This window comes from Massilia sp. CFBP9026, from assembly GCF_034045165.1.
GTDB lineage: Bacteria > Pseudomonadota > Gammaproteobacteria > Burkholderiales > Burkholderiaceae_D > Telluria > Telluria arenae.
Genome location: NZ_JAXCWH010000001.1, coordinates 477,306 through 502,435, shown reverse-complemented (window position 1 = coordinate 502,435; position 25,130 = coordinate 477,306). Strand labels below are relative to the sequence as shown.

The 25,130-nt window shown below is 67.5% G+C and carries 26 protein-coding genes; 10 read left to right on the top strand and 16 right to left on the bottom strand.

The window, feature by feature from the left end; translation table 11 throughout:
* Nucleotides 1-52 precede the first annotated feature (52 nt).
* The 9 genes from SOM28_RS02130 to SOM28_RS02090 all read left to right on the top strand — a co-directional run bounded on the left by SOM28_RS02130 (nt 53) and on the right by SOM28_RS02090 (nt 6,937).
* The gene (locus SOM28_RS02130) at nt 53-835 is read left to right on the top strand and encodes a 3-hydroxybutyrate dehydrogenase (protein ID WP_414675121.1); all 783 of its coding nucleotides are present in this window, start codon (nt 53-55) and stop codon (nt 833-835) included.
* Complete coding sequence (locus SOM28_RS02125) at nt 813-1,790, top strand: AraC family transcriptional regulator (protein WP_320467027.1); 978 nt, start codon at nt 813-815, stop codon at nt 1,788-1,790. The genes SOM28_RS02130 and SOM28_RS02125 overlap by 23 nt, the downstream gene beginning before the upstream one ends.
* 213 nt (nt 1,791-2,003) lie before the next feature.
* A complete protein-coding gene (locus tag SOM28_RS02120) occupies nt 2,004-3,305 on the top strand; it encodes a dicarboxylate/amino acid:cation symporter (RefSeq protein WP_123069863.1) in 1,302 nt (433 codons plus the stop codon).
* Nucleotides 3,306-3,428: 123 nt separating this feature from the next.
* Nucleotides 3,429-3,932 carry a GAF domain-containing protein gene (locus tag SOM28_RS02115; protein ID WP_320467314.1) on the top strand — a complete coding sequence of 168 codons (504 nt, stop codon included), beginning with the start codon at nt 3,429-3,431 and terminating at the stop codon, nt 3,930-3,932.
* Nucleotides 3,925-4,329, top strand: a complete 405-nt coding sequence (locus SOM28_RS02110) for a DNA-binding transcriptional response regulator (RefSeq protein WP_320467026.1) — start codon at nt 3,925-3,927, stop codon at nt 4,327-4,329. Before SOM28_RS02115 ends, SOM28_RS02110 begins: the two co-directional genes overlap by 8 nt.
* Before the next feature lie 119 nt (nt 4,330-4,448).
* A complete protein-coding gene (locus tag SOM28_RS02105; RefSeq protein WP_123069866.1) occupies nt 4,449-4,835 on the top strand; it encodes a BlaI/MecI/CopY family transcriptional regulator in 387 nt (128 codons plus the stop codon).
* A complete protein-coding gene (locus SOM28_RS02100) occupies nt 4,832-6,103 on the top strand; it encodes a M56 family metallopeptidase (RefSeq protein ID WP_320467025.1) in 1,272 nt (423 codons plus the stop codon). The genes SOM28_RS02105 and SOM28_RS02100 overlap by 4 nt, the downstream gene beginning before the upstream one ends.
* A 94-nt stretch (nt 6,104-6,197) precedes the next feature.
* Nucleotides 6,198-6,557: an energy transducer TonB gene (locus SOM28_RS02095; RefSeq protein WP_320467024.1), complete on the top strand. Its 360-nt coding sequence runs from the start codon at nt 6,198-6,200 to the stop codon at nt 6,555-6,557.
* Nucleotides 6,554-6,937 (top strand): energy transducer TonB, encoded by a 384-nt coding sequence (locus SOM28_RS02090; RefSeq protein WP_320467023.1) that lies wholly within the window; start codon nt 6,554-6,556, stop codon nt 6,935-6,937. The genes SOM28_RS02095 and SOM28_RS02090 overlap by 4 nt, the downstream gene beginning before the upstream one ends.
* A 74-nt stretch (nt 6,938-7,011) precedes the next feature.
* Here the strand turns inward: SOM28_RS02090 and SOM28_RS02085 are convergent, their stop codons facing one another.
* Complete coding sequence (locus tag SOM28_RS02085) at nt 7,012-7,662, bottom strand: 3-oxoacid CoA-transferase subunit B (protein ID WP_123069870.1); 651 nt, start codon at nt 7,660-7,662, stop codon at nt 7,012-7,014.
* Nucleotides 7,663-7,686: 24 nt separating this feature from the next.
* Nucleotides 7,687-8,382: a CoA transferase subunit A gene (locus tag SOM28_RS02080; RefSeq protein ID WP_123069871.1), complete on the bottom strand. Its 696-nt coding sequence runs from the start codon at nt 8,380-8,382 to the stop codon at nt 7,687-7,689.
* 153 nt (nt 8,383-8,535) lie between these two features.
* Between SOM28_RS02080 and SOM28_RS02075 the strand changes: the two genes are divergently transcribed.
* Nucleotides 8,536-9,108: a LuxR C-terminal-related transcriptional regulator gene (locus SOM28_RS02075; RefSeq protein WP_320467022.1), complete on the top strand. Its 573-nt coding sequence runs from the start codon at nt 8,536-8,538 to the stop codon at nt 9,106-9,108.
* Here SOM28_RS02075 and SOM28_RS02070 read toward each other — a convergent pair.
* The 14 genes from SOM28_RS02070 to SOM28_RS02005 form a co-directional block, all read right to left on the bottom strand.
* The gene (locus tag SOM28_RS02070) at nt 9,105-9,428 is read right to left on the bottom strand and encodes a superinfection immunity protein (RefSeq protein ID WP_320467021.1); all 324 of its coding nucleotides are present in this window, start codon (nt 9,426-9,428) and stop codon (nt 9,105-9,107) included. The two genes, SOM28_RS02075 and SOM28_RS02070, sit on opposite strands and share 4 nt — an antisense overlap.
* A complete protein-coding gene (locus SOM28_RS02065) occupies nt 9,425-10,885 on the bottom strand; it encodes a GNVR domain-containing protein (RefSeq protein WP_320467020.1) in 1,461 nt (486 codons plus the stop codon). The genes SOM28_RS02070 and SOM28_RS02065 overlap by 4 nt, the downstream gene beginning before the upstream one ends.
* A 259-nt stretch (nt 10,886-11,144) precedes the next feature.
* Nucleotides 11,145-12,626 (bottom strand): lipopolysaccharide biosynthesis protein, encoded by a 1,482-nt coding sequence (locus SOM28_RS02060; RefSeq protein WP_320467019.1) that lies wholly within the window; start codon nt 12,624-12,626, stop codon nt 11,145-11,147.
* A gap of 22 nt (nt 12,627-12,648) precedes the next feature.
* On the bottom strand, nt 12,649-13,794 hold the full coding sequence (locus tag SOM28_RS02055; protein WP_183407517.1) for a glycosyltransferase: 1,146 nt from the start codon (nt 13,792-13,794) through the stop codon (nt 12,649-12,651).
* Entirely contained in the window at nt 13,778-14,893 is a 1,116-nt protein-coding gene (locus SOM28_RS02050) for a glycosyltransferase family 4 protein (RefSeq protein ID WP_123071253.1), read from the bottom strand. Before SOM28_RS02050 ends, SOM28_RS02055 begins: the two co-directional genes overlap by 17 nt.
* The gene (locus SOM28_RS02045) at nt 14,890-16,440 is read right to left on the bottom strand and encodes an O-antigen ligase family protein (protein ID WP_320467018.1); all 1,551 of its coding nucleotides are present in this window, start codon (nt 16,438-16,440) and stop codon (nt 14,890-14,892) included. Before SOM28_RS02045 ends, SOM28_RS02050 begins: the two co-directional genes overlap by 4 nt.
* A 22-nt stretch (nt 16,441-16,462) precedes the next feature.
* A complete protein-coding gene (locus tag SOM28_RS02040; RefSeq protein WP_148044093.1) occupies nt 16,463-18,214 on the bottom strand; it encodes a glucosamine inositolphosphorylceramide transferase family protein in 1,752 nt (583 codons plus the stop codon).
* A complete protein-coding gene (locus SOM28_RS02035; RefSeq protein ID WP_123071250.1) occupies nt 18,193-19,089 on the bottom strand; it encodes a hypothetical protein in 897 nt (298 codons plus the stop codon). Before SOM28_RS02035 ends, SOM28_RS02040 begins: the two co-directional genes overlap by 22 nt.
* Nucleotides 19,089-20,276: a Gfo/Idh/MocA family protein gene (locus tag SOM28_RS02030; RefSeq protein WP_320467017.1), complete on the bottom strand. Its 1,188-nt coding sequence runs from the start codon at nt 20,274-20,276 to the stop codon at nt 19,089-19,091. Before SOM28_RS02030 ends, SOM28_RS02035 begins: the two co-directional genes overlap by 1 nt.
* Entirely contained in the window at nt 20,263-21,306 is a 1,044-nt protein-coding gene (locus SOM28_RS02025) for a DUF354 domain-containing protein (protein ID WP_320467016.1), read from the bottom strand. The genes SOM28_RS02030 and SOM28_RS02025 overlap by 14 nt, the downstream gene beginning before the upstream one ends.
* Before the next feature lie 29 nt (nt 21,307-21,335).
* Nucleotides 21,336-22,454: a glycosyltransferase family 4 protein gene (locus SOM28_RS02020; RefSeq protein ID WP_320467313.1), complete on the bottom strand. Its 1,119-nt coding sequence runs from the start codon at nt 22,452-22,454 to the stop codon at nt 21,336-21,338.
* 57 nt (nt 22,455-22,511) lie between these two features.
* On the bottom strand, nt 22,512-22,742 hold the full coding sequence (locus SOM28_RS02015) for a hypothetical protein (protein ID WP_320467015.1): 231 nt from the start codon (nt 22,740-22,742) through the stop codon (nt 22,512-22,514).
* The gene (locus SOM28_RS02010) at nt 22,730-23,782 is read right to left on the bottom strand and encodes a GNAT family N-acetyltransferase (protein ID WP_320467014.1); all 1,053 of its coding nucleotides are present in this window, start codon (nt 23,780-23,782) and stop codon (nt 22,730-22,732) included. The genes SOM28_RS02015 and SOM28_RS02010 overlap by 13 nt, the downstream gene beginning before the upstream one ends.
* Before the next feature lie 67 nt (nt 23,783-23,849).
* Nucleotides 23,850-25,106 carry a GNAT family N-acetyltransferase gene (locus tag SOM28_RS02005; RefSeq protein ID WP_320467013.1) on the bottom strand — a complete coding sequence of 419 codons (1,257 nt, stop codon included), beginning with the start codon at nt 25,104-25,106 and terminating at the stop codon, nt 23,850-23,852.
* Between the last annotated feature and the right edge of the window lie 24 nt (nt 25,107-25,130).

The window sequence follows — 25,130 nt, the reverse complement described above, 5'->3', positions numbered from 1 at the left end:
CTTAGGAAGTTCCCCCGATCACCTTCATATAGAGGACACAATGAAATCCACCATGCTAGTCGGCAAAACAGCTCTCGTCACCGGTTCGACCTCCGGCATCGGGCTCGGAATCGCGCGCTCGCTGGCCGAACAGGGCGCCAACATCGTGTTCAACGGCTTCGGCGACGCCCAGCAGATCGAGAAGCTGTACACAGACATCGGCGCCGAATTCGGGGTGCAGACCGCCTACCACAACGCCGACATGTCCAAGCCACAAGAGATCGAGGCCCTGATGGCCTACGCCCTTGAGAAATTCGGTGGGGTCGACGTGCTGGTCAACAACGCCGGCATCCAGCACGTGGCCGCGGTCGAGGACTTCCCCACCGAGAAATGGGACGCGATCATCGCCATCAACCTCAGCTCGGCCTTCCACACCACCCGCCTGGCCCTGCCCGGCATGAAGCAGAAAAACTGGGGCCGCATCATCAACCTGGCGTCGGTGCACGGCCTGGTGGGATCGAGTCAGAAATCGGCCTACGTCGCCGCCAAGCACGGCCTGGTCGGCTTCACCAAGGTAACGGCGCTCGAGACGGCGCAGACCGGCGTGACCGCGAATGCGATCTGCCCCGGCTTCGTGCTGACCCCGCTGGTGCAGAAACAGGTCGACGACCGCGCTGCGCGCGAAGGCCTGGACAACGACGCCGCGCGCAGGGCCTTGCTGTCCGAAAAGCAGCCCTCGGGCGAATTCGTCACCCCGGAAGAACTGGGCGCGCTGGCCGTGTTCTTCTGCAGCCCGGCCGCCGCCCAGGTGCGCGGCGTGGCCTGGAATATGGATGGAGGCTGGGCTGCGCAATAAGCCCGAGGTGGCCGACGGCGGCGCGGCCCAGGGCATCGATGCGCTCAGCCGCCTGCTGTCGCTGTTCACCCTGCGCACCTCGCTCGACATCCGCTGCGCGCTGGCCGCGCCGTGGGTGCTGGAGCAGCCGGCGGCCAGCGCCGGCGTCGCGCCCTACCACCTGATCGTCGAGGGCGAAGCCGCGGTCGACACACCCAGCGGCGAACGGATCGCGCTGCGCGCCGGCGACATCGTCGTCTTCCCGCAGGGCGGCGCGCACCGCTTGCATGCCGGTCCGATGGAACAGGCGCGTTCGCTGACGGACGTGCCGGGCCCGGCGCCGCTGCGCTGGGTCGCCAATGGCGGCGACGGCGCGCCGACCGGCATCCTGTGCGGCCAGTTCGTGTTCGACGACGGCGCGCGCCGCGTCCTGCAGCCGGCGCTGCCCGCCATGATCGTCGTGCACGCCTCGTCACGCTCCGACTTCGCCGGCCTGCTGGCGCTGGTGACGATGCTGCGCAGCGAAGCCGACAGCGCACGCCCCGGCGCCGCGGCCGTGGTGGCGCAACTGTCCGGGGCGCTGTTCACGCTATTGCTGCGCGCCTGGCTCGACGATAGTCCGACCACGCCGGGCCTGCTGGCGGTGCTGGCCGACCGCCGCCTGGGCCCCGCACTGCGCCTGATGCTGGCGCAGCTGGACCGATCCTGGCTGGTGGAAGAACTGGCGGCGGCCTGCTTCATGTCGCGCGCCACCTTCGCGCGCCTGTTCCGCCAATTGGCGGGCACGACGCCGCTCGATGCCTTGGTACAGTTGCGCATGACCCAGGCCGCGCAGTGGCTGGCGCGCGACACGCGGCCGATCGCGGCGATCGGCGAAGCGGTCGGCTACCAGTCCGAGGCGGCGTTCAACCGCGTCTTCAAGCGCCGCTACGGCGTGGGACCGGGCGCCTGGCGCCGCGCCGCAATGGCAGCATAGGTCGACGCCGACGTCATACCGGATGATCTCTCGGCCAACCATCACCGCGTGGACGGCATAGCCGACTGCGCGTCCCGGTCCACCCGACGCACCGCTGCGGTGCGTGGTTTTCCACAATGCCCTGGTGCAGTGCAGCATGCGGATTTCCACAATAGCCCGCAGGGAACGATTGCTCCAACATGGAACAACCACCAACCTCGTTGAAGAGTTGCCATGAAGAAGCCTTTTTATAAAGTACTGTATGTCCAGGTGCTGATCGCCATTGTCCTTGGCGTGTTGCTGGGGGTGTTCTACCCCGAACTGGGCACCGCGATGAAGCCATTGGGAGACGGCTTCATCAAACTGATCAAGATGATCATCGCCCCCGTGATCTTCTGTACCGTCGTCGCCGGCATCGCCGGGATGCAGGACATGAAGAAGATCGGCCGCGTCGGCGGCAAGGCGCTGATCTATTTCGAAGTCGTGTCGACCTTCGCCCTGGCCATCGGCCTGGTGGTCGCCAACCTGGCCAAGCCGGGCGCCGGCTTCAACGTCGATCCGGCCCACCTCGATTCGAGCTCGATTGCGCAATACACCACCAATGCGCATGCCCAGACCACGACCGAGTTCATCATGCACATCATCCCGACGACGTTCGTGGATGCTTTCGCTACCGGTAATATCCTGCAGGTGCTGCTGATCGCGATCCTGTTCGGCTTCGCGCTGTCGATGATGGGCGAGCGCGGCCGTCCGGTGACCAAGTTCATCGATGACATCGCCCACGTGATCTTCGGCATCGTCAACATCGTCATGAAAGTCGCCCCGATCGGCGCCTTCGGTGCGATGGCCTTCACCATCGGCAAATACGGCCTGGAATCGCTGGTGCCGCTGGCCAAGCTGATGGGTTCGTTCTACCTGACCTGCGCGCTGTTCGTGTTCGTCGTGCTCGGCGCCATCGCCAAGTTCACCGGCTTCTCGATCTTCAAGTTCATCAAGTACATCAAGGAAGAACTGCTAATCGTGCTGGGCACCTCGTCGTCGGAAAGCGCCCTGCCGAACCTGATGCGCAAGCTGGAAAAACTGGGCTGCTCGAAGCCAGTGGTCGGTCTGGTCGTTCCGACCGGCTACTCGTTCAACCTGGACGGCACCAATATCTACATGACGATGGCGGCGCTGTTCGTGGCGCAGGCAACCAATACCGACCTGACCCTGACCCAGGAACTGACCATCCTGCTGGTGGCGATGCTGACCTCGAAAGGCGCATCGGGCATCACCGGCGCCGGCTTCATCACCCTGGCCGCGACCCTGGCCGTGGTGCCGACCATTCCGGTGGCGGGCATGGCCCTGATCCTCGGCATCGACCGCTTCATGAGCGAAGCGCGCGCCCTGACCAACTTCATCGGCAACGGTGTGGCGACGGTGGTGGTGTCGAAGTGGGAGAAGGAACTGGATTCGGCGCGCATGGACGACGTCCTGAGTGGCCGTGTGCATATCGAAGACCAGAACAGCATGAAGGAAGTGCGCGAAGCGGCGTAATCCCGCGCTTCCCCCTCCCCCAAGAAACCGTGTCCTCGTGACACGGTTTTTTTTCGCCAGCGTTTTTATGCCCGCATCGGGTCTGCTATATTGCGGCTACCAAGATTGCCGACCGCGTCCACGATGCACATCGCCGCCAAACCCGATAACGAGGCCAGCCGCCTCGCTGCCCTCTACGAACTGCTGATCCTCGACACCCCGCCCGAGGAACGCTTCGACAAGATCGCCCAATTCGCCGCCAGCGAATTCGACATGCCGATCGTGCTGATTACCCTGCTCGACGTCGAGCGCCAGTGGTTCAAGGCGCGCGTCGGCACCGACGTGTGCGAGACGGGACGCGACCTCTCGTTCTGCTCGCACGCCATCCTGAGCGACGCCACCATGGTGGTCGAGGATGCGCTGCAAGACCCGCGCTTCGCCGACAACCCGCTGGTGACGGGCGCGCCGCACATCCGCTTCTATGCCGGTGCGCCGCTGGCGCTGCCATCCGGCCTGCGCCTGGGCACCCTGTGCCTGATCGACCGCCGGCCGCGCACGCTCGACGCGCTCGACCTGGGGATCCTGGGTACGCTGCGCGACCTGGCGGTGATGGAATTGGCGCGTACGGAGGAAAAACACGATGCCTGACAGCCACATCCTGCTGGTCGAACCGGAGCCGATATTGCGCCGCACCGTGGTCATGACGGCGCGCAGCCTTGGCATGAGCCAGGTGCATGAGGCGGCCAGCAACGACGCCGCGCTGCGCCTGCTGCGCTCGCGCACTTTCCACGGCGCCGTGGTCGCCGTCGATTGCGTCGGTCGTGGCGCCGACCGGCAATACGACCTGGGCCTGATCGACCGCTTGCGCGCCGACGATACGCCTGGCAAGACAATGCCGATCGCCATCATGGCCGAGCAGGCCACGGCGGAACTGCTGAGCGCACTACGCGACCGCAATATCAGCCGCGTCATTCTCAAGCCATTTCGGGCCAAGGTGCTGCTGGAAACGATCGAGCGATTCGGCGCGAATCCGCGCCTGCCCTGAGCGGCCATTACCGCGGCATCGCCTCACATTACCCAGCGCGGGTGAACACGCGAATTGATGTAGACATCGCAATCTAGACAGGATAATCTAGGTACATCCTGAACAGACGAGGTCATGTCATGTCGCGCTCCCCCGACGCTCCCAAGCCCACGCCCGCCGAACTCGACCTGCTGCAAGTGCTCTGGCCGCTCGGCGCAGCCACCGCCAAGCAGGTGCACGAGGCGATGCTCCCGCAGCGCCCCGACGTGACCTATGCCACGGTCTTGCGCCTGATGCAGGTCATGCACGGCAAGGGCTTGCTCAGCCGCGACGAGAGCGAACGTTCGCACGTGTACGCGCCGATCCATGAACGCGACGCCCTGCAGACCAATCTGCTGCAAGACCTGATGCAGCGCGCCTTCTCGGGCTCGGCCAAGGCGCTGGTACTGGCCGCGCTGAAAAGCGGCATCTCGAAGAAGGAACGGGACGAGATCGAACAGCTCCTGAAGGACGAGGACAAGCGATGAACGCCTTCGGCATCGTCGACAGCATCGGCTGGACGCTGATCCACTTCAGCTGGCAGGGTGCGCTGGTCGGCGGCCAGACCGCGCTCGCCCTCGCCCTGCTGCGCAAGGCGCGTCCCGAGACGCGCTACCTCGTCGCCTGCATCGGGCTGCTGCTGTGCCTGGCATGGCCGGCGACCGAACTATTCCTGCGCCTGGGTAACGACAGCGGCGCCGATGGCGCCCTCGCGATCGTGCTGTCCGGCGCCGCAGTCGGCGTGGCACAAGAAAGTGGCTGGAGCGGCCTGTTCCAGCGCAACCTGGCCTGGATCGTGGCGGCCTGGGCTGTGTGCGCGCTGCTCCTGGCGCTGCGCATGATCGCGGGGCTCATGTGGGTGCGGCGCGCGGCCACGCGGGAAGGCCACGATCCGGCATGGCAGGCGCGCCTCGACCGCCTCGCCACGCAGTTCGGCCTGGCGCGGCCGATCCGCCTGCGCATCGTCAACGGCTTATCGAGCCCGGTCACGGCCGGCTGGTGGCGTCCGGTGGTGTTGGTGCCGGCCTCGCTGGTAACTACCATGCCCCCGCACCTGCTGGAAGCGCTGCTGGCGCATGAACTGGCGCACATCCGGCGCCACGACTACCTGGTCAACCTGTGCCAGAACGTCATCGAATCGCTGTTGTTCTACCACCCGGCGGTCTGGTGGATCTCGCGCCGCATCCGCGTCGAACGGGAACAGATCGCCGACTCCATCGCGGCACGGCAACTGGGTGAACCGCGGCGCCTGGCCCTGGCCCTCTCGGAACTGGAAAAACTCCAGTTCTCCACCCACCACCTGGCCCAGGCGGCCAACGGAGGAGATCTCATGTCACGCATCAAACAACTGGTTCGTCCCGATACCGAAGCGCTGAACTGGAAAGCCGCGATCCCGGTGCTCGGATTTCTATTGGCCGGCCTGGCCGGCTGCGCCCAGACGCCGCCATCCAGCCCGGCAATGGCCAGGACGGACAGCATCGTCAATATCCCGCTTGCGAAGTTCGATTCCTGCGAACGGCCGAAGTATCCGGCCGAGGCGCTGGCGCGCGATATCCAGGGCACGGTGACCCTCGGCTTCCTGGTCAGCGCCGAAGGGGCCGTGCGCGAGACCGCCTTGCGCAAGTCGAGCGGCGACACGTCGCTGGACGAGGCGGCCCGCACGGCGCTGGCCAGCTGCACGTTCAAGCCGGGTACGGTCGACGGCAAGCCGACCGAGCAGTGGACTGAGGTACAGTACGTCTGGGTTTCTAAATAAGAGAAAAGGAAAAGTAATGCCTATCAAGGAGCGCATCCCGTCCCTTCCACTCCGGCCCGGAAAACGTCGCGTAGCTATTCTGGCGATGGGACTGATGATGGGACTGACAGCGACGATCCTGGCCGGCTGCGCCGGGACGGCGCCGGTCAATCCCTTCGCCGGGATGCCGGACAGTGTCACCACCGAGCCGGTCGTGAACTTCAAGTCGTGCCGCAAGCCGGAGTATCCCCCGCAGGCGCTGGCCGCCAAGGTCGAAGGCACGGTCACCCTCGCCTTCCTGGTCAGGGCCGACGGCACGGTGCGCGAAGCGGTGGTGCGCAAGACCAGCGGCAATGCCTCGCTGGACGAAACGGCGCGCGCGGCGCTCGCCAAATGCCGGTTCCAGCCGGGTACGGTAAACGGTGCGCCGAAGGAGCAGTGGACTGAGCTGAAATACGCCTGGGTGCCGGAATGAAGCCGGGCCTGGGCATGCCCGCGGCCTTTGCCATGGCCGTTGCCGTCCTGGCCGGTTGCGCACAGGCGCCGGTGGCGGAACAAGCCGCCGCGAATCCGACTGCGGCGCAGCAGCCGGTCGTGGACTTCGCTTCTTGCCACCGACCGGTGTATCCGCCACAAGCTCTCGCCGACAAGATCGAGGGCACGTCAACGATCGGCTTCCTCGTCGGCCCCGACGGCAAGGTGATCGCATCGAAGGTCTATACCTCGAGCGGCAATGCGTCGCTCGACGAGGCGGTCCGCAGCGCGATCTCGCAATGCACCTTCAGGCCGCCGAGCCACAAGGGGAAACCGGCCCAGGCCTGGATTCCGGTGCAATACGTCTGGAAGATGGATTGAGCGTCATTCGGCACGCTGTAACGACAAAGGGCGCTGGAAACTCCAGCGCCCTTTGTCGTTAACGGCCGCGCGGCTTACAGCGCCGAGGTATCCAGTTCGCAGCCGGTGGCGGCCACGATTTCGTCACGGCTCACGCCAGGCGCAAGTTCGACCACCTTGAGGCCGGTATCGGTCACGTCGATCACGCCGAGGTCGGTGATGATGCGGTCGACCACGCCCACGCCGGTCAGCGGCAGGTCACATTTCTTGAGGATCTTGTGGCTAGTGCTGCCATCCTTGGCGGTGGCGACGTGCTCCATCACGACCACCACGCGCTTGACGCCGGCGACCAGGTCCATCGCGCCGCCCATGCCCTTGACCATCTTGCCCGGGATCATCCAATTGGCCAGGTCGCCATGTTCCGACACCTGCATCGCGCCCAGGATCGCCAGGTTGATCTTGCCGCCGCGGATCATGCCGAAGGAATCGGCCGAGCTGAAGTACGCCGAGCCGGGCAGCGCCGTCACGGTCTGCTTGCCGGCGTTGATCAGGTCGGCGTCGACCTCTTCTTCCGTCGGGAATGGGCCGATGCCCAGAAGGCCGTTCTCGGACTGCAGGAAGACCTCGATATCCTTGGGTACATAGTTGGCGACCAGGGTCGGCAAGCCGATGCCCAGGTTCACATAGAAGCCGTCCTGCAGCTCCCCGGCCGCGCGCGCGGCCATTTCATCACGAGTCCATGCCATGTTCTTGTCTCCGAATATAGGTGATCAAGCGCGTACGGTGCGCTGTTCGATGCGTTTCTCGGGCGTCGGATTGTGGACGATGCGGTGCACGAAGATGCTGGCCAGGTGCACCTGGTCCGGATCGATCTCGCCGATCTCGACCAGCTGTTCGACTTCCACGATGCAGACCTTGCCGGCCATGGCCACGTTCGGATTGAAGTTGCGTGCAGTCTTGCGGAACACCAGGTTGCCGGCGCGGTCGGCCTTATAGGCCTTGACCAGCGACACGTCCGGGAACAGCGCATGTTCCATCACGTAGTGCTCGCCGTCGAACTCACGGGTTTCCTTGCCCTCGGCGACGATGGTGCCGTAGCCGGTCTTGGTGAAGAAAGCCGGGATGCCGGCGCCGCCGGCGCGCAGCTTCTCGGCCAGGGTGCCCTGCGGGGTGAACTCGAGTTCGAGCTCGCCGGCCAGGAACTGGCGCGCGAATTCCTTGTTCTCGCCCACGTAGGACGAGATCATCTTCTTGATCTGGCGCGTTTCCAGCAGTTGGCCGAGGCCGAAACCGTCCACGCCGGCGTTATTGGAAATGGCGGTGAGGTTCTTGGCGCCTGAATCGCGCAGCGCCGCGATCAGGGCTTCCGGAATGCCACACAGGCCGAAGCCGCCCACGGCGATGGTCTGGCCGTCTTGCACGATGCCGGCCAGGGCCGAACGCGCGTCAGGATAAACTTTATTCATACCCGTCCCTTTTATTGGTTAAGCCGAAGCTCTTCTGTACTACTGAGTAGACTCTCAGCATAGAATACGTGACAAAGAAGCACAATACCGTAGAACTACGGCCAATCCCAACACATAGCACCACGAATGAAGACGGCTGTCGATCTGCATCAGATGAACCATCAGAACCTACATGCGCCGGGCATCGATTACGAGATGATCTTCCAGCACGCGCCGGTGGGCATGTGCGTCTCGGTCGATCGCGTGATCCAGACCTGCAACGGTGCGCTGGCCGAGATGTTCGGCTATCCGCCCGGCCACCTGCAAGGCCTGTCGTTCAGCGTGCTGTACCCGACCATGGACGAGTTCCTGCGCACCGGCGACCGCATCATCCCCATCATGAATGCCAAGGGACGCTATTCGGATGAGCGCATCATGCGCCGCGCCAACGGCGAGCTGTTCTGGTGCCACGTGACCGGGCGCGCGCTGGATCTGGCCCTGCCCCTGGGCGCCGGGGTCTGGACCTTCGAGGACGTCAGCGAAAAACGCCCTGTCACGGCGCAACTGACCCCGCGCGAGCGCGAGATCGCGGCGCTGCTGGTGGAAGGAAAGACGAGCAAGATGATTGCACGCGATACGGCCCTGAGCCCGCGCACGGTGGAAATGCACCGGGCCAGCCTGATGCGCAAATTCGCCGCATCGACCTCGTCGGAGCTGGTACACAAGCTGGTGGGTGTGCGCGGCTAGCAGTCCCGCCCGCGCTTGGTAAATACGACGGCGCCGTCGCCGGTGGCCATGGAGGGCCGATGGCCGGGATTCGCGGGCATGGCGTTTGTCCGCCGCGTCAGCACGAAGACCAGGGCCGCGATCCAGACCGCGCCGGTCCAGCCCAGCAGCGCGCACCACAGGAAGACCCGGTCCGCATGGGGATAGTCGCGCTTCATGGCGATCACGCCTGGCAGCAGCAATAGATACACCAGGGTTCCCAGGAGCACGAGAGCGACGCGCAGGAGGCAGAGCCCGCAGACGGCCAGCAGGACGATTCCGATACGCGCGATCCGCTTCATGTATCCCCCCGAATCGGCTGGCGCAGCCGTTCACGCAAGGTCAGGACGAAGGCCCCGCCGATGCCAAGGAACAGGCCGAGCACGACGGACAGCGCAACGATCACCTTGCGCGAACCGGCCGGTTTCATCGGCACGACCGCCTCGTCGACGATCCTGACGTTGCTGGAGCGGTCTCCGGCATCGACGTCGAGTTCTTCGGTGCGGCGCAGCACCGCGTTATACAGGTCGGTCTCGGCCTTCAGGTCGCGCGCCCGCCGCTCGAGCTCGGTTGCCAGGGCGGGCAGGCGCCCGGCCTGGGCCTCGAGGCCGGCAATCTCCTGGCGCGCTCCGTCCAGCTGCCGGTCCAGCGCCATCAGCTCCGGATGCCGGTCGCCGAAGCGCACGCCCAGTTCGGCGCGCCTGCGCTGCAGTTGGGCCAGTTGCTCGCGGGTGGCGGACAGGCGGCCGAGCGCCAGACGCGTATCCTCGACGACGTCGGCGGCGCCGTGCTGGCGGCGGTAGGATTCGTAGCGCTCCTCGGCGGCGGCGACGCGCTGGCGCAGCGCGGGAAGGCGCGCGCGCAGTACGTCCATCGACCCGGTCGACTCGCTCGCTTTCTCGCTACGCACATGCTCCATATAGACATTGCCGATCTCGTTGAGGACGGCCGTGAGCCGGCGCGGCTCGGCGCCCTGGAGCCTCACGCTGAGGACGCCCGTGTCCTTGCCGAGTTCGGCAACCTCGAGCGCGGTCGCGATCTCGTCGATCACGGCCGGGACCGAGCGCCGCGCCACCAGGTAAACAGTGCCGGGCGCGCCCTCCAGCGCGGCGATCGTGAGGCGCACGCTGCCGCCGCCCTGCTCCGTCACCAGCGGCGTGCCGACCCGGCCGACGACGGCGCGGGCTTCGTCCCCGGCGCGCAGGCTGTAGCGTTCCCGGTCGAGGCGCGTGACATGGAGCGGCTGGTCGAGAAGGTCCAGGGGCACCGCCAGCTCGCTCACCCGGATGCGCTCGCCGCCCCAGGCATAGCCGCCGTAAGGCGCCGGCGCCAGGCCGTGGCGTGCATTCCAGCGCGCCAGCGCCGTGCCGATCGCCGGGAAGTAGCGCGGCTCGGCCACCACGTCCAGCCGCAGGCGCGTCGCGGCCGTCCCGATGACCGATCGCGAGCGCAGCAGCTCGGCTTCGGCCATGGCGCGCTTGTACGCCGTGCCGGGCGTGGCCTGGCCGAGCAGCGTGCGCGGTTCGGACGAACGCATGTCGGTCACGTGGATCATCAGGTTGGCCGTATAGGACTGTGGCCGCGCCAGCGCGTAGAGGGTGCCCAGCGCCGCCACCGACAGGGTCACCAGCGCAATGAACAGCCGGTGACGCACCATCACCCCGACATGTTCCGTCAGCCTGAACGGCACCAGCGCGGGGCCCGGATCGAACCTGTCCAAGGGCGTGGCTTCCGGTGTCAGGATCTCGTTCTTCCCCATGCTGCTCCCTCGGTTGGACCGGCACCGCGCACTGCTGCGCGGCTATTCAAGAGCCTATCCCCATAAGCTCTCAATGACGTGGCGCGTGAAGGCAAGCCTGCTATCACTACCCTATCGCGATAAACACATCACTTGCTGAGTTAGATCAAGGCGATCGGTAACTCAGCAAGAAGAATCTGTGCTTCAAGCGCCCCCAGCCGGCGCTGAAGCGGGTTTCAGCTAGGGTTTCAGCTACCTACGTGCTCCAGGAATGGCGACTTCAGGCCGATGGCGGCCGCGCCGCGACCGGCGCCACGCCAGCAACGGCGAACGGCGCGCTCAGGCGGCGCAGCTCTCCCAGGCCGCCACACGCGGCAAACAGCGCCAGGGTCGCGGCGGCGTACACGCCCAGCTTGCCCCCGAGGGCGCGCCACGGGTCGGCGCCGAAGGCGGGCGCGCACCATTCGGCCAGCAGAACGGCCGCCACGCAGGCGCCCAGCACCAGCCCCGCCAGCCGCAACGGAAACATCGCGCGCCATGGCTGCTCCAGCACCTTCCCGACGGCGCGCGCATTGGCGAGTTCGCACAGCAGGAAGGCGGCCACGCTGCCGAGCGCCGCCCCGGCCAGGCCGAACCAGTGCACGCCGGCCAGGCTCAGGGTGCCGGACAGCGCCAGCCCGGCAAGATTGATCCGCAGCGCCAGCCGGCCCATGTCGAGCGCCGGCATCGCGAAGCCGACCGCCACCGACTGCAGCACGACCAGCAGCAAATACACGCGCATCACCGGAACCGCCGCCAGATAGCGTTCGGTGTACACCAGCGCCACGATCTCGGGCGCCAGCAGGAACAGCGCGCAGGCCAGGGGCGCCAGCAGCAGCGTCGCCGCCCCGCTCCCCTTGAGCAGCAGCGCGTGTACTTCGGCGCGGGCGCCGCCGGCGAAGGCGCGGTTCAGGTGCGGGAGCATCGCGCTGTTGATCGGCTGGCGAATCAGCGTGGCGACCGGCAGCACCACGGCGCCGATGGTGAACGCGGCAAAGACGTGCGGCGGCATCACCGACGCGGCGATCCAGCCGTCGGCCTGGGCCCGCATGGCGAACAGGCTGCCGCCCGCGGCGAACGGCAGCGCATAGCGCAACTGCGCCAGCAGGCTCGCCGGCTCGCAGCGCAGGCGCGCACCGCCCGGCCGGGTCAGCAGATAGGCCGCCAGCACCGCCAGGCGCAGCGAGGCGTCGAGCACCAGCGCCGCCACCACCCAGCCGATGTCGTGCGACAGGACCGCGGCCATGGCCACCAGGGCGGTGCGCAGCAGCGCCAACACCAGCTCGGTACTGCAATGCCACAGAATGCGCCCCTCGGCGATCGCCAGCGTGGTCATGACCGTCAGCAGCACCGACAGTCCGAGGTAGAGCGCCGACAGGCCGTGCGTGGCCCGGTACAGCGCGCAGAGCAGCTCGCCCGCGAGCGGACTGGCCGGACTCACGAGGAAGGCCACGACCAGGCCCATGCCGGCCAGCCAGGCGGCGGCGTTGCCGATCACCGTCAGTTGCCGGCTGCCGGCGCGCGGGAGGAAGTAGTACAGCGCCTGCGGCATGAAGGCCGGCGCCAGCGCCAGCGCCGTGCCCAGCACCAGGGTCAGGAAGCGGTACTGGCCGAAGGCATCAGGGTCGAGCTGGCGCACCAGGATCACGGGCAGCAGGAACTGCAAGACGAACTCGACCATGCCGCCGGCGGTCAGGTACGCCGCCGACCGGCTCACTCCCATGGCTTGGCCGGCGCGTCCCATATCAGTGGCGCACCAGGTCGCTGAATTCGCGCGCGTAGGCGTCGACCATCCGCGTCAGCGAGAATTCGCTGATCACCTTGCGCAGGCTGGCGGCGCCGAACGCGCTGCGGCAGCCCGGGTCGGCCATGCGCAGGATGCGGTCGGACAGCGCGGCCACGTCGGCCTTGGGATACAGGTAGCCATTGCCCGAGTGCTCGACCTGCTCCGAGGCGCCGCCCACGTCGGCCATGATCAGGGGTTTACCCAGTGCCATCGCCTCGAGCGCCGCGATCGAAAACGTTTCGTTATGCGAGGGCACCACGATCACGTCGCACGAGGCGATGGCGAGCCGCACGTCGGCCAGCACGCCCGTGATCGCGACGTCCTCCGTCAGACGCAGGCTTTCGATGGTGGATTCGATCGCCGGCCGCATCGGCCCGTCCCCGATCATCAGACACTTGGCGCAGGTGCCGGCCGCATGCGCCATGTGGAGCGCGCGCAGCAGGTCCTGGTGCCCTTTCTCCTGGCGCAGGATGCCGCAGATGCCGACCACGTAGTCGTGATCCGCGAAGCCGTTCAGGCGGCGGAAAGCGAATATCTGCGCCGGCCCGAAGTCGTTCCTGAAGCGGCCCAGGTCGACGCCGTTGTGCACCACCTGCGAGCTGCGCGCCCTCACCCGCTGGGTCTCCCAGTACGAGCGCTGGTTCTTGCAGACGAAGACCAGCAGGTCGGACATCCACATCAGGGGCCGGTACAGATACATCTGCAGCCACGCGCGCCGCGTAAACGGCTCGGTCGAATGCAGGATCTCGACCACGCGCAGGCGCCGTCGCGACAGCAGCCGCACCGCCCATGCATAGATCAGCGGATATGGGTTTGCGCAGACGATGATGTCGACCTCGCGCTCTGCCGCATACTCCGCCAGCCGGCGCGCCGCACCCAGGTCGAGCTTGTTGCGGGCGTTGAGGCAGAACGCCGACACCCGGCAATGTTCGTCGTCGAAGGCGCCGGGGATCTCGGCCTCGTCCTTCAGGTAGACCAGCGACACCGAGAAGCGGCGCCGGTCGAGCGCCTGCGCCAGCGTCACCGCATGGGTCTCGGCCCCGCCGACGCTGGCGGACACGACTAGGAACATCACGTGCAGCGGCCGTTCAGTTGCTCGTTCCATGGCAGACCTCCTCGAGTCCATCCAGATAGGGGCCAAGCACGTCCTGCTCGGCATAATGCCGCTCCATGTAGGCGCGGCAGCGCGCGCTGCGCGCCTGCCAGTCGGCACCGCCCGCGGCCAGCGCGGCAACCTGCGCCGCCATGTCGTCCAGCGTGGTTGCAGCATGACCGAGTCCTTCGCGCGCGATCACGCCGTCGGGGTCGAAGAAGGCGACCGTGGGCGTGCCGTGGATCCAGGCTTGCAGGTAGGAGTTGGGGAAACCTTCGCTGTCCGAGGTATTGACGAACACCCGCGCCGCCGCGTAGCGTCCGGCCATCCGGTGGTAGGGCACGCGGCCGCTGAAGGACAGGTTGGGCAACTGCGCGGCCTGCGCCGCGATGCCGGCATACAGTTCGGCGGCGCCCGGCTGTTCGCCGCCGATCATGCAAAAACGCAGGCGCGGCAGGCGGCGCGCCAGTTCGAGCAGCAGGTCCGGGCGCTTGAACTGGCGCAGGTTGTTCACCCACAGCACGTCGACCTCGCGCTCCACCGGCTCCGCCGCCGCCTGCACCAGCATGCGCGCGACCGTGCTGTGGCGCCGGTAGTTCTGCAGCATCGCGTCGCGCTGGCGTTGGGTCTGGACCAGCACCAGGTGCGCCCGCCGCAAGCCGTATTCGTACAGCTTGCGGTCGCGCCGGTATTTGATGAGGAGCGCATCCGGTTCGCAGTCGCTGTCGTGCGCGACCCGGAACACCAGCTTGCGACCATAAAGGCGGCAGAACAGCGCTACCAGGCCCAGCTGCATGCCGGCGCAGCTCAGGTAGTACGCGTCGGCGTCGGCGCGCCGCAGCGCGCGCCAGGTCTTGATCCAGCGTGGATACACGAAACGCAATACCGGTAGTCCGGCCGCCTGGCGGAACGCGCGGTGGGTGACGACGCCCGACCAGCTGCGGCGATCGGCCTGGCCGTAGTCGAACACAACCATGCTGACCTCGAAGCCGCGCCGCACCAGTGCGCCGGCCAGCAGCGTCTGCTGGACCTGCTCGCCGCCGATCCCGTGCATATTGAATTCCTCGGCCAGCACCGGCAGGTTGTCCATGCCGACGAAACAGACTTTCATGTCGCCTCCCCCGCTGCGGGCCGGCCGCGTGCCCGGTTGCCTGTCGCATGCACGGACTGCGCCCGGGCCAGGGTCCCGACCGCCGCGCCGTAGCACAGCCAGAAATACACATGCGTGAATGCCGGCATGAAGCTGTCGTCGGTCAGGCCCTGGACCAGCAGCAGCAGGATGCAGGCCGCGCCGCCAATGAAGAATCCGGCCAGCGCGCCCTGGGCGAGCCGGGCGGCCTGGCGCGCCGCGCGCCGCAGCAGCCGCCAGGCATGGGCGAAGAACAGCGCGGTCAGCACGCTGCCGACGATGCCGACGTCGAGCAGCGAGGCCAGGTAGGCGCTGTGCGGGTGGCTCACCGGCAAGATCGTGCGCGCCTGCGCCGCCTGCGACCACAGGATCGATCCATGCCCGGCGCCCAGGATCGGGTGGTCGAGTATTTCGGGCGCGAGCGGCAGCCAGATGGCGTCGATCCGGCCCGAGCTGAGAAAATCGAGGTCGCCGCCGCCGATGCCGTGCAGGGCCCGCTGCGCCAGCGAGTCGGACGACAGGGCCGCGACCAGCGCCAGCGCGACCAGCACCCACAGCGGCCAGCTGCGGCCGCGCGCGGCCGCCAGCGCATACAGGATGACCACCGCCAGCCCGAGGAAGGCGCCGCGCGAGAACGTCATCAGGACGCCCGCCATCAGCACCAGGCAGGCCAGCGCCAGCGCGACCCGGGCCATGACCCGCCGGGCCGTCCCGAGGGCGCAGATCGCCAGCGCCAGCGCCATGTTCAGCAGCAGGCCGAGTTCGTTGGCATGCAGGCCCAGCACCGACAGCGAGCGGCGCGATTCCTGCTGCGCCAGGTCGGCGCCGGCGCTGGCGCCGTGCAGCGCGAACAGGCCGACCAGCGCCGCCAGCAGCACCGCCGACGACAGCACCGGCAACAGGAGCCAGCGCGGATCGCGCACGTTCGCCGCCAGCAGGCCCACGATCGCACAGCCGGCGATGATCAGCGCGGGGGCGAACAGGCTCACCCGCAGGTAGCCCAGCGGCGTCGTCTCGCGCACCACCTCGAGCACCCTGAAATACTCCGGGATGGCGCTCGCCGACGTGGCGCCGTTGAGGGCGGCGAACACGAACACGGCGACGTAGGCCAGGAAGGCCGGCCGCCAGCGGGGATAGCGGATGCGCCAGGGATCGAGCGCATGGCCGCAGGCGACCGATACCAGGACGAGCAGCATTACGAGGCCGACGATGCGCTGGCCGGACACGCCGGCCACGCCTTCGGACAGGAACCAGGTCGGCACATAGGGCAGCAAAAAGGCCGCCGCCACGGCCAGGATGCGGAAATCGCGCATGCCGAGCAGCGTCACCACGCTGGCGCCGAGGACGGCGGCGGCGCGCACGCCGCCCAGGAGCTCGCAAGCCACGCCGACCGCCAGCGCCGCACCCAGGCAGGCCAGGTACACGAGCGCCGCGTCGGCGGATCGGACCGCGCCGGGCGGAAGCGCAACGGCTGCCGGGATCGATGGCGACAGCGGTGGCGACAGCGGTGGCAGGATAGGTTCGCTCATGGGTATGCGTCGGGCCGGCCCCTCAGGGAGCGAAGCAATGGGTCTTGAAATCGACCACGGTCACGTTGCCGTCGGACGAGATGTGGTGGCTGCCGAGCGAGCGCTGCAGGTAATCGTGCCGGATGTCGGTCACCTTGCGCTCCGAATACCTGGTCTCGTCGAGTTCGACGATCTCGTACAGGGCCAGGCCCTCGCCGTACTGGTCGAATCCCTGGCGCTGGGCGGCGCGGTAGATGCGCCCTTCGTCCACGATCAGGCCGGCGTTGCGCCCCATGTCGGTATCGATGTATAGCGGGTTCATGGGGTGCGGGGTCCACGCTCCGCCGAGCGGATCGGGCGCATGGAACAGGCACAGCTCGGAACAGTGATCGTTCAGGCCCGAGCGGTCGATGCTGGTGAGCAGCCACCAGCGACCGCGGTGCTCGAAGAACATCGAGTCGGCAGCCGAGATGCCGTCGATGGCGACTGAATCGAGCGTCCAGCGCAGCGGGAACTCGTCGCATTTGTAGATGCGGATCTGGTTGCTCTCGGAGGTCTCGGGGCACATATAGAGACGGCCCCCATACTCGAACAGGAAGGGAAACGACAGGTGGAACGGCTCCTGCAGCGCCACCCCGAGGCACCTGACGTCGTTCTTGGTGATCTCGAGCACCGAGATATGCGCGCGGTTGGTGGCATACACATAGTCTTCGACGAAGCAGTACACCCTTCCGCCATGGACCCGCAGGAAGGGATCGGCCCAAAAATGTCCGTGCGGCGCCGCCACCGGCACGCCGCGCCACAAGGCGGCGTTGCGCCACCCGGAACGGGTCACCGACAGCGTCCATTTGTGACGGATGCCGAGCACGCGCCGCGCGCCGCGCATGCCGAGACGGCCGGCCAGCTTGAACGCGTACAGCAGCGCGTGCAGGCTGCCCGGCGGCGCCAGGCAGCAACCCGAGTAGGGCACCGGATCGCGCGCGGCTGGCAGCGCGCGTGTCGTGGCCACGTCGCCCAGCAGCCTGCGCAACTGGGCATGCGCCTTGCAGAACAGGTGGGCCTGGTTGAGCAGGAAGGAATACTTGGTACGGAACGCCCCCTCGACCAGGACCTGGCCCGCCTCCCCTGCCGGTCCCGGCCGAACGATGGCGAATCCGGTCTTGCGTGCGCGGTGGTAGGTTTCCCAGAAGCCGATAGGCGCGCTGCCGGTGATCTGGTCGCGCCGGTAGTCGATGCCGATGGCGCCGAGGCGCGCCGCGCGTCCCAGGCGCTCGTCGCAGGCGACGCCGTCGCAGCACACCAGCAGGTCCAGTTCGAGGCCGGCCAGCTCGGCATGCGAAATCGCGAGGAGCGCGGGGTCGGGCGCGGCAGTGGACACGTCAGCGGACACCTCAACGGGCCCCTCAGCGAACACCTCGGCGGACCCCGAAGCGTTTGCAAGGCCGGGCGGCGCCACGCTGCGCACCGGCACCCCGCGCGCGGCGGCCAGGGCGGGCACGTCGACCACGGCCAGGTGCGCGCGGTGCGCCTCATAGTGGCGCAGTAACTGACGCTCGACGGCCATCACGGCGGCGAACAGCAGCGGTGTCCGCGGCGCCGTCGTCCCACGGGCCGCGGGGCGGCGCCTGCGCCCGGCCCGGCCGGGCGGCTCCCCGTCTGCCACCAGCACCAGCGCCATCTCGAGGTCACGGCTTTCCGCCAGCCAGTCGCACAGGGCGGCCACATAGCCGTCGCTCGCGCGCGCCTCGAGCAAGAGGCCCACGCGCAAGGGCTTCACTGCACCCTCACGCTGCATGGCTCGCCCCTTCCCAGCGCCGTATAGCGGTCGATCAGGTATTTGGTATGGCGCACCTTGCCCAGGCTGGAGGCGCCGAACACGATCGATTCGATGCGCGGCTGGCCACAGACGTACTCGATCGCCTCCTCGGCCGGGATCGCACCGGAAGCGAACACCGACATCGCCACCGCGCGGAACTTGCGCGAAGCGACGGTTTCTTCGTAGGCCGGCAAGCCGCCGCACATCCTGAAGCCGATCTTGTTGACGTTGGCGCAGACGATCGGGTTGTCGATGCCCATCGCGTCGAGTGCCTCGAGCAGCCGCGGCAGGTTCATGGTGATGAAGCCCGGTTCGGCCCCGTAGCGCTCGCGCACATGGTCGTGGAAGGTACGCAGCGCGTCGTGAAAGCCCAACCCCAGCGCCAGGTCGGTGACCACGTTCTGCAGGAAGATGACCGGTGTCGGGATCGCCACGAACATCTTCATCTCGGCGTCGATCAGACGCCGGATCAGGGCGTCGACGTCGCGCCGCGCCACTGCGATGCCGCTCTTGACGGCCGCCGTCAGCGGCGACTCGTCCGGCAGGAATTTGCGGACCGCGTCGACGATTCCCAGATCGGACACGGCGTTGGCATACTTGTGTGCGTAAGGCATGCAGGGATAGATCTTCAGCTGGCGGTAGCGCGCCGGCTGCGCGCGAATGGACTCGCAGATCGCGGCGACCCGCTCGTGGGTGGTGCACATCAACACCTCGATGCCTTCTTCGAGGACGCCGTCGAGCATCGCCATGATGGCCTCGTTGCTCTGGAACTGCATGCTCTGGGCGCGCGCATGTTCGTCCGACATGTGGTTGATGCCGAAGAACTGGTTGTCTCCAAATAGAATACGGTCCATCAAGGGCTCCCTTTTAATGCCTTCATGATCGTCTCGGGCGAACTCAGCACTGCGTCGCGCAGCCTGCCCCAGCGCCCCGGCACGCCGCGCGCGGTCACCAGGTCCGTGGCGACGCCCGCCCCGACGCCGGCACTGGCGCCGGCGCCAGCCGCGCTGGCGGCGTCGCGCCGAATCATGTCGGCCACGATGTCGGCGGCCAGGCCCGCGGCCAGGCTGCAGTGGCTGTCGACCCGGCGCTGCCGGATCGATTCGGCGAAATAATCGATCTGCGCCGAATACTCTTCGCCCCGCAGGTAGAACCACACCGGCCTGGTCAGCTCGGTGGTATAGCGGACGTTCCAGCCTTGCGCCAGGTCGGGACGGGCCGCCACCGGCGCGCGCAGGTGGATGTGCAGTTCCTGGCGGCTGGCCTCGATCTTGCCGTTGGTACCCCACAGCACGAGCGTGGTCGACATCTTGCGGTGACTGTCGTCGCTCCAGTTGGCCGACAGCTGCGCGGTCTTGCCGTCGGCGTAAGCCAGGTTGGCGTACACCTCGTCGTCGGCCGACGCGGAAAATACGCTGCTGAGGATCGAGCCCGATACGCCGCTCGGCGCGCCGACCGTGAAATTGAGCAAGTCGATTCCGTGGCATGCATAGTCGTACAGGCAGCCACCGCCCTCGTTGCGGCTGCTGCGCCAGGTGACGCCCTTCGGGCGCAGCACCACCGGGCCATAGCAGTCGACGCGCGCGTGGTGTACGCGTCCGATCGCGTCCACGTCGAGCAGGCGCCTGGCCTCTTCGAAGGTACCCAGGAAGCGGTTGTGGTAGCCGACCTGGGTGACCGCGCCGCGCTCGGCGGCCAGCGCCACCAGGCGCGCGCCTTCCTCGACGTCCAGGCAGAACGGCTTTTCGCAGAACACGTCGAGACCGTGCTCGAGCGCCGCGCGCACCATGCGCGCGTGCAGCCGCGATGGCGTGGCGACCAGCACCGCATCGAGCCGCTCGCGTTCGAGCATGCGCGCATAGTCGCTGTAGGTGGCCACCTTTGTGTAGCGGCCGATGATGTCCAGCAGCCAGGTGGCTGGATCGCAGACGGCGACCAGCTCCAGGTCGGGGTGGGCATTGACGATGGCCTGGTGCGACAGGCCCATCTTGCCCAGGCCGGCAATGGCGATGCGGATGCGGGGCGTGTCAGGCGTGTGCATGGGTTACCTCGTGCTTGATCATGTCGTAGGCGGTGCGCCCCTTGGCGAGCAGGCCGGCGTTGGGGCCGGCCTGCTCGCGCGAGGCCAGGTAGTCCAGGGCGTCCTGCGCGGTAAGCGCCGGCAGGTGGGCGCAGGCGCCCTCGGCGATCAGGTAGCGGTCGACGTCGAGCAGCGCGTCCTGGTAGACCGAGATCGTGGGCACGCCGAGCACGGCCATCTCGCGCGTCATGGTGCCGCCCGCGCCGATGAACAGGTCGCACTCGCCGGCGATGGTATCGATGTCGATCACGCCGGACAGGGTGCGGCAGTGTTTGAACGCAGGGCCGGCATAATGCAGGTACTGCTCGCGCGAGCGCGGCAGCACGGTGACGCTGGCCCGGTGCTGCAACGCGCCGATGACGTCGTCCAGGAAATTGCGCGGCCCCCGGTAATACTGGGCGGTCCAGGGTTCGGGGCGGACGAAGATGCGCGGCCGCGCCTGCGGATCGCGGGCGCGCGCCGCCGCCGACGTCGGGGCCGAGGCCGAACAGCGCTGCGCATACTCCCACAGGTAGATGCCCTCCTTCACGCCGGGATAGCGTTCCACCTTGGCCAGCGACGCACCCTGGCGCCTGAGGTTCCGGGCCGTGAGGAATTCTGGCACCATGATCAGGTCGGCGCAGGCGAAGGCCGGCACGTTGCCGGCCGCATGCTCGTTGTCGTTCAGGTAGATCGACCGGATTCCCAGCAGCCGGGCCACAACCGGCGAGTGGAAGGAGCTCTGCGACACCGCCACCTCGACCCCGCGCCGGCGCAGGAAGCGCACCAGTTGCGCGACGCGGATCGGGAAGCCGCACGTCTTGCCGATCAGGGAGCGGCCATAGTGCACGCCCACCGTCGTGTACGGGATGCGGTGCATGCGCAGCAAGTCCTCGGTGTTGGCCAACGGACGGCTGGTGACGATCACCTCGTGCGACCGCTGCAGGTCGCGGATCATCGTGCGGAACATATTGATGTGCGGCGAATTGGATAGATCGAACCAGATCTTCATGGATTCCCCCTTGTCAGGCCCCGGCACGGTCAGCCGATTTTCTCGTCGAAGCGCTCGCGCGTCCCGGGCCGGCGCGCCTCCCTGGCCGCCAGCTTCTCGTACAGGTCTTCCAGCGTGGCGATCATCCGCGTGCTGGAGAACTCGGTCCGGACCCGCTCGCGGCCGGCGGCGCCCAGGCGCATGCGGGCATCCGGGTCGGCCAGCAGGCCGAGTACCGCGTCGGCCAGCGCCGCCGTGTCGCCGGGCGCGACCAGCACGCCCTCCACCCCATCGCGCACCGCCTCCGGGATGCCGCCGACCGCCGTGGCGACGACCGGGACTCCATGCGCCATCGCCTCAAGCAGACTCATCGGCAAGCCCTCGGCGTGCGACGGCAGCACGAAGACGGTCGCCGCATCGAGCAGGGCCGCCCGTTCGCCTGCGTCGACCCAGCCCGGCAAGTCGACATTGGCCTGCAGCCCGAGCGCCGCGACAAGCGCGCGCGCCTCGTCGCGCTGCCCGTCGCCGCACAGCAGCAGCCGCGCCTGCGGCACGGCGGCGACGATCGTGCGCATCGCGCGCAGCAGGTCGTGGCAGCCCTTGCCTGCTTCCAGATGCCCGAGGAAGAGCAAGGTCGCCGGCGCGCGCGCGGGTGCTGGCCGGGCCCCATGCGCCCCCCCATGCGCGCGCTGCGGCAGCAGCACCGGGTTGTGCAGGACGACGACGCGGTCCTGGGATGAGACGGTGCGCACCCAGGCCTGCAGCTCGGCCGAGACGACGACGACGGCCCGCGCCCGGTCGAAGGCGAAGCGCATCAGCAGGCGCGCCAGTGGGCCGCAGCCGCTGCGGTAGTAATCAGGGTAGCGCCCCGCGTGCAGGTGCAGCGCGACCGGCACGCGGCACAGGTAACCCAGCAGGAAGAAGACATACTTGCGCCAGAAGCTGGCGTTGATGGCCACATGGATGTGCAGCAGCGCGACCTCGCCCCTGGCCAGGAGGCGGACCAGGGCCAGCAGGGCCTGCGCGAACAGGTGGACCTTGGCCCGCCCCGGGCCGGTGCGGTGCGTCGGAAGATAGACGATGTCGCGCCGGGCGAGCAGCCCCGCGGCCCGGTATACCGCGATGACCGACGCGATGCCGCCGCAGCCATCGACATGGGTTCCGAGCATCACGATTTTCTTTTCACGGTTCATGGCTGTCGCTCCAGGCATGTGCGCGCCCTCGTTTCACAGGAAGTGGGAAGCCAGCAGGATCGCGCCGAGCAGGGTCAGGAGCACCGTCTTGGCGCGCCGCGTCTCGCGTTCGATGACGGCATCGCGCTCGCTCGCCGCGCGTGGTGCCGGATGCCTTGGCGCCGGCGCCGGCGCCTCTGCCTCGTCCCACAGCAATGGCAGCTGTTCGGGCGGGCCGCTGCGCTCCCGTTCGGACAGGGGTCGACTGATATCTAGGATTTCCACGATCGCCTCCAGGACGAAATGCGCTGTTTGGCCTGTCGCCCCCGCCCGCGCACCAGGGTACGGGCATAGGTCGGCAGGCTCGCCACGACCGACGCCAGCGAACGGTAGACGACGATGCGGTCGAAGTCGCGCTGCTGCCCGAGCAGCCTGCGCTTGTAGTCATAGCGGCCGGAGAGCAGGTGGTACTCGCGCAGGCCGCGCCGGATCGACTCGCAGATGCTCATGAAGCAGCACAGCAGGCCGAGCCGGGCCTGGTCAAAGCCGGGATCGTGCGCGATCACGTGCATGTAGGCATGCCCGCCCACATGGGTACACGCCACGCCGGCGCGGATGCGGCCGCCGCTACGGGCGAACAGCACGCATCCATACGCGCCGAGCATGCTCTGGAGCGTGGCCAGCGAGTCCGCCGTGTGGCTCGGGAATTGTCGCTTGTTGGCCAGGCGCAGGCAGTTGAGCTCGACCAGGGCGGCGACATCGGCGCGGTCGATGGTGCCGGGGCCGTGGAAGGAAAACGCCAGGTCGGGCGCATGCTGCGCGACCATCCGCTGGGCGCGCCGGATCGCCGCACGGGTATTCGGCCCGAGGCTGGCGAGATAAGCGTCGGGCGTGCCCGGCAGCGAGATCACGAGGTCTTCGGTGGCGCCGTAGCGCTGGCACGGAAACGGCAGGGGCCAGGGCGGCGTCTGCACCGCCGGGAAATGGATCAGGTGCACACCCTGGTGCCGCGCGAACAGGCAGTGCGCCATCTGCTCGAGCGCGCCGCCTGCGATGGAGAGCAGCTCGCTCAAGACGGTGATCGTGCGCCCTTCGCGGCGATACAGCATGCCCGTGACCGGGTCGCCGTCGCGCAGCGCGAGATAGCAGGCCACCTCGGTGTCGGCCGGCACGGCCGCGCAGCGCGCCTCGGTGCAGAACACGTTTTCGTGGCAGCTCTCGAGCATGGCGCGCAGCGACGGTGGAAAGGGCCGCCCGACGAACACCGCTTCTTGCCGCGCCGAGCCGTTTGCCAGGTCGAGTCGATCGTCGAGTCGATCATTCATTGTTCCACCATGTGATATTGGGCTGAAGGCCGGCCGCACCGCGCCCGTCTTCATGGTCCGCAGGCCGTCAGGCATCGGTACCGTCTCCATTGCGCCGGAAGCACGGCTTGCCGGCTCCGCCCGCCGACAGGAAGCGCAGGCGCCGCAGCCCTTTTCTTGCGTGGCGCAGCGCGGAGAGGGAGTAAGCCAGGAGTCGCTTGCCCGCGCCGTCGCGCGACTGCACCGTCGCCACGAGCAGCCGGAGATCGTGCAACCTCAAGCGCGCTGCGTTGCGCAACAAGGTGCGCCAACAGACGAGCACGGCAACGCGGGAACGGTAGATCGTCACGCTGCCGAGGATCTTGCGGCGTGCCAGGAAATGGGACTTCCAGTCGTGATGCCCCCCCATCATCCACAGCTCCCGGCCGCCGATGGCGATGGCATGGTAGATGGTATGCAGGGTTACCTGGCGGCCTAGCCGGTAGGCATCGAAACGTGGGGAGTGGCCAACCAGGTGCAGGAAGTGCCGCGTCCCTACCCTGGAGCAGAGGCAGGCCGCCACGATGGTGTCGTCGATCAGCATGATGCCAAGGTAGCCGTGGCTGCGCGCCAGCCGTACGATGCGGTCGATGTCGGAATCCTCGACATACGGCGTGGCATTGCGCGCATCCATCCGCTGATCGGTCAGGTCGACCAGTTCGCGCACGTGGCGCGGCGTGATCTGGTGCGTCGACAGGATCTCGAAACGACAGGAAGGAAACTGCGCTGCGCACTTGCGCATGCTGCGCCGCATCAGTTCCCGGGTGCTCTTGCCCAGCTGACCCATATAGGCGTCCGCGCTCGACGGAAGCGCGACCACGTTCTCCTCCAGCTGGGGCAGGACCTGGACGGGGAAGGCGAAGGTGGATGCGAAGGTGGACGCGAAGGTGGACGCGTCAACCGGCGTGTCGAGCGCGTAGCCTTCGATGCGCCTCGCCGCCGGGTAGCGGGAAAACACGTTGACGGCGAAGTAAGCGAGATCGCCTGTGCTCAGGGCGACCTGCTGGTTGACGATGCGGACCGTGTTGCGATCGATCCGGAACAGGATCAGCAGGACGATGTCATGCTCGTCGGCGGCGGCGAAGGTGTGGATGTCGTCAAGCCGCTCGTAGAGGCCGATCCGGGTCAGGGTGCAGTAGATATTTTCATAGAGGCGTTCGAGGGACGCGTCGGCAAAATCTGGAATGGCGCTATCGTAAAAGCGGGTGGAGACGATGTTCTTGTCTGCATGAGCTACAAAGGGCGGATTTCCTTCTTTCCAGAAATTGGCTGGAATCGCATGAGCGGTGGTGTTTTCAATGCCCATTTTATTCCCATCCTCCGCATGAAA

Coding starts and splice junctions, on each gene's coding strand:
- SOM28_RS02130 (WP_414675121.1), top strand. CDS start 53: ATGCTAGTCGGCAAAACAGCTCTCGTCACCGGTTCGACCTCCGGCATC.
- SOM28_RS02125 (WP_320467027.1), top strand. CDS start 813: ATGGAGGCTGGGCTGCGCAATAAGCCCGAGGTGGCCGACGGCGGCGCG.
- SOM28_RS02120 (WP_123069863.1), top strand. CDS start 2,004: ATGAAGAAGCCTTTTTATAAAGTACTGTATGTCCAGGTGCTGATCGCC.
- SOM28_RS02115 (WP_320467314.1), top strand. CDS start 3,429: ATGCACATCGCCGCCAAACCCGATAACGAGGCCAGCCGCCTCGCTGCC.
- SOM28_RS02110 (WP_320467026.1), top strand. CDS start 3,925: ATGCCTGACAGCCACATCCTGCTGGTCGAACCGGAGCCGATATTGCGC.
- SOM28_RS02105 (WP_123069866.1), top strand. CDS start 4,449: ATGTCGCGCTCCCCCGACGCTCCCAAGCCCACGCCCGCCGAACTCGAC.
- SOM28_RS02100 (WP_320467025.1), top strand. CDS start 4,832: ATGAACGCCTTCGGCATCGTCGACAGCATCGGCTGGACGCTGATCCAC.
- SOM28_RS02095 (WP_320467024.1), top strand. CDS start 6,198: ATGATGGGACTGACAGCGACGATCCTGGCCGGCTGCGCCGGGACGGCG.
- SOM28_RS02090 (WP_320467023.1), top strand. CDS start 6,554: ATGAAGCCGGGCCTGGGCATGCCCGCGGCCTTTGCCATGGCCGTTGCC.
- SOM28_RS02085 (WP_123069870.1), bottom strand. CDS start 7,662: ATGGCATGGACTCGTGATGAAATGGCCGCGCGCGCGGCCGGGGAGCTG.
- SOM28_RS02080 (WP_123069871.1), bottom strand. CDS start 8,382: ATGAATAAAGTTTATCCTGACGCGCGTTCGGCCCTGGCCGGCATCGTG.
- SOM28_RS02075 (WP_320467022.1), top strand. CDS start 8,536: ATGAACCATCAGAACCTACATGCGCCGGGCATCGATTACGAGATGATC.
- SOM28_RS02070 (WP_320467021.1), bottom strand. CDS start 9,428: ATGAAGCGGATCGCGCGTATCGGAATCGTCCTGCTGGCCGTCTGCGGG.
- SOM28_RS02065 (WP_320467020.1), bottom strand. CDS start 10,885: ATGGGGAAGAACGAGATCCTGACACCGGAAGCCACGCCCTTGGACAGG.
- SOM28_RS02060 (WP_320467019.1), bottom strand. CDS start 12,626: ATGGGAGTGAGCCGGTCGGCGGCGTACCTGACCGCCGGCGGCATGGTC.
- SOM28_RS02055 (WP_183407517.1), bottom strand. CDS start 13,794: ATGGAACGAGCAACTGAACGGCCGCTGCACGTGATGTTCCTAGTCGTG.
- SOM28_RS02050 (WP_123071253.1), bottom strand. CDS start 14,893: ATGAAAGTCTGTTTCGTCGGCATGGACAACCTGCCGGTGCTGGCCGAG.
- SOM28_RS02045 (WP_320467018.1), bottom strand. CDS start 16,440: ATGAGCGAACCTATCCTGCCACCGCTGTCGCCACCGCTGTCGCCATCG.
- SOM28_RS02040 (WP_148044093.1), bottom strand. CDS start 18,214: ATGCAGCGTGAGGGTGCAGTGAAGCCCTTGCGCGTGGGCCTCTTGCTC.
- SOM28_RS02035 (WP_123071250.1), bottom strand. CDS start 19,089: ATGGACCGTATTCTATTTGGAGACAACCAGTTCTTCGGCATCAACCAC.
- SOM28_RS02030 (WP_320467017.1), bottom strand. CDS start 20,276: ATGCACACGCCTGACACGCCCCGCATCCGCATCGCCATTGCCGGCCTG.
- SOM28_RS02025 (WP_320467016.1), bottom strand. CDS start 21,306: ATGAAGATCTGGTTCGATCTATCCAATTCGCCGCACATCAATATGTTC.
- SOM28_RS02020 (WP_320467313.1), bottom strand. CDS start 22,454: ATGCTCGGAACCCATGTCGATGGCTGCGGCGGCATCGCGTCGGTCATC.
- SOM28_RS02010 (WP_320467014.1), bottom strand. CDS start 23,782: ATGAATGATCGACTCGACGATCGACTCGACCTGGCAAACGGCTCGGCG.
- SOM28_RS02005 (WP_320467013.1), bottom strand. CDS start 25,106: ATGGGCATTGAAAACACCACCGCTCATGCGATTCCAGCCAATTTCTGG.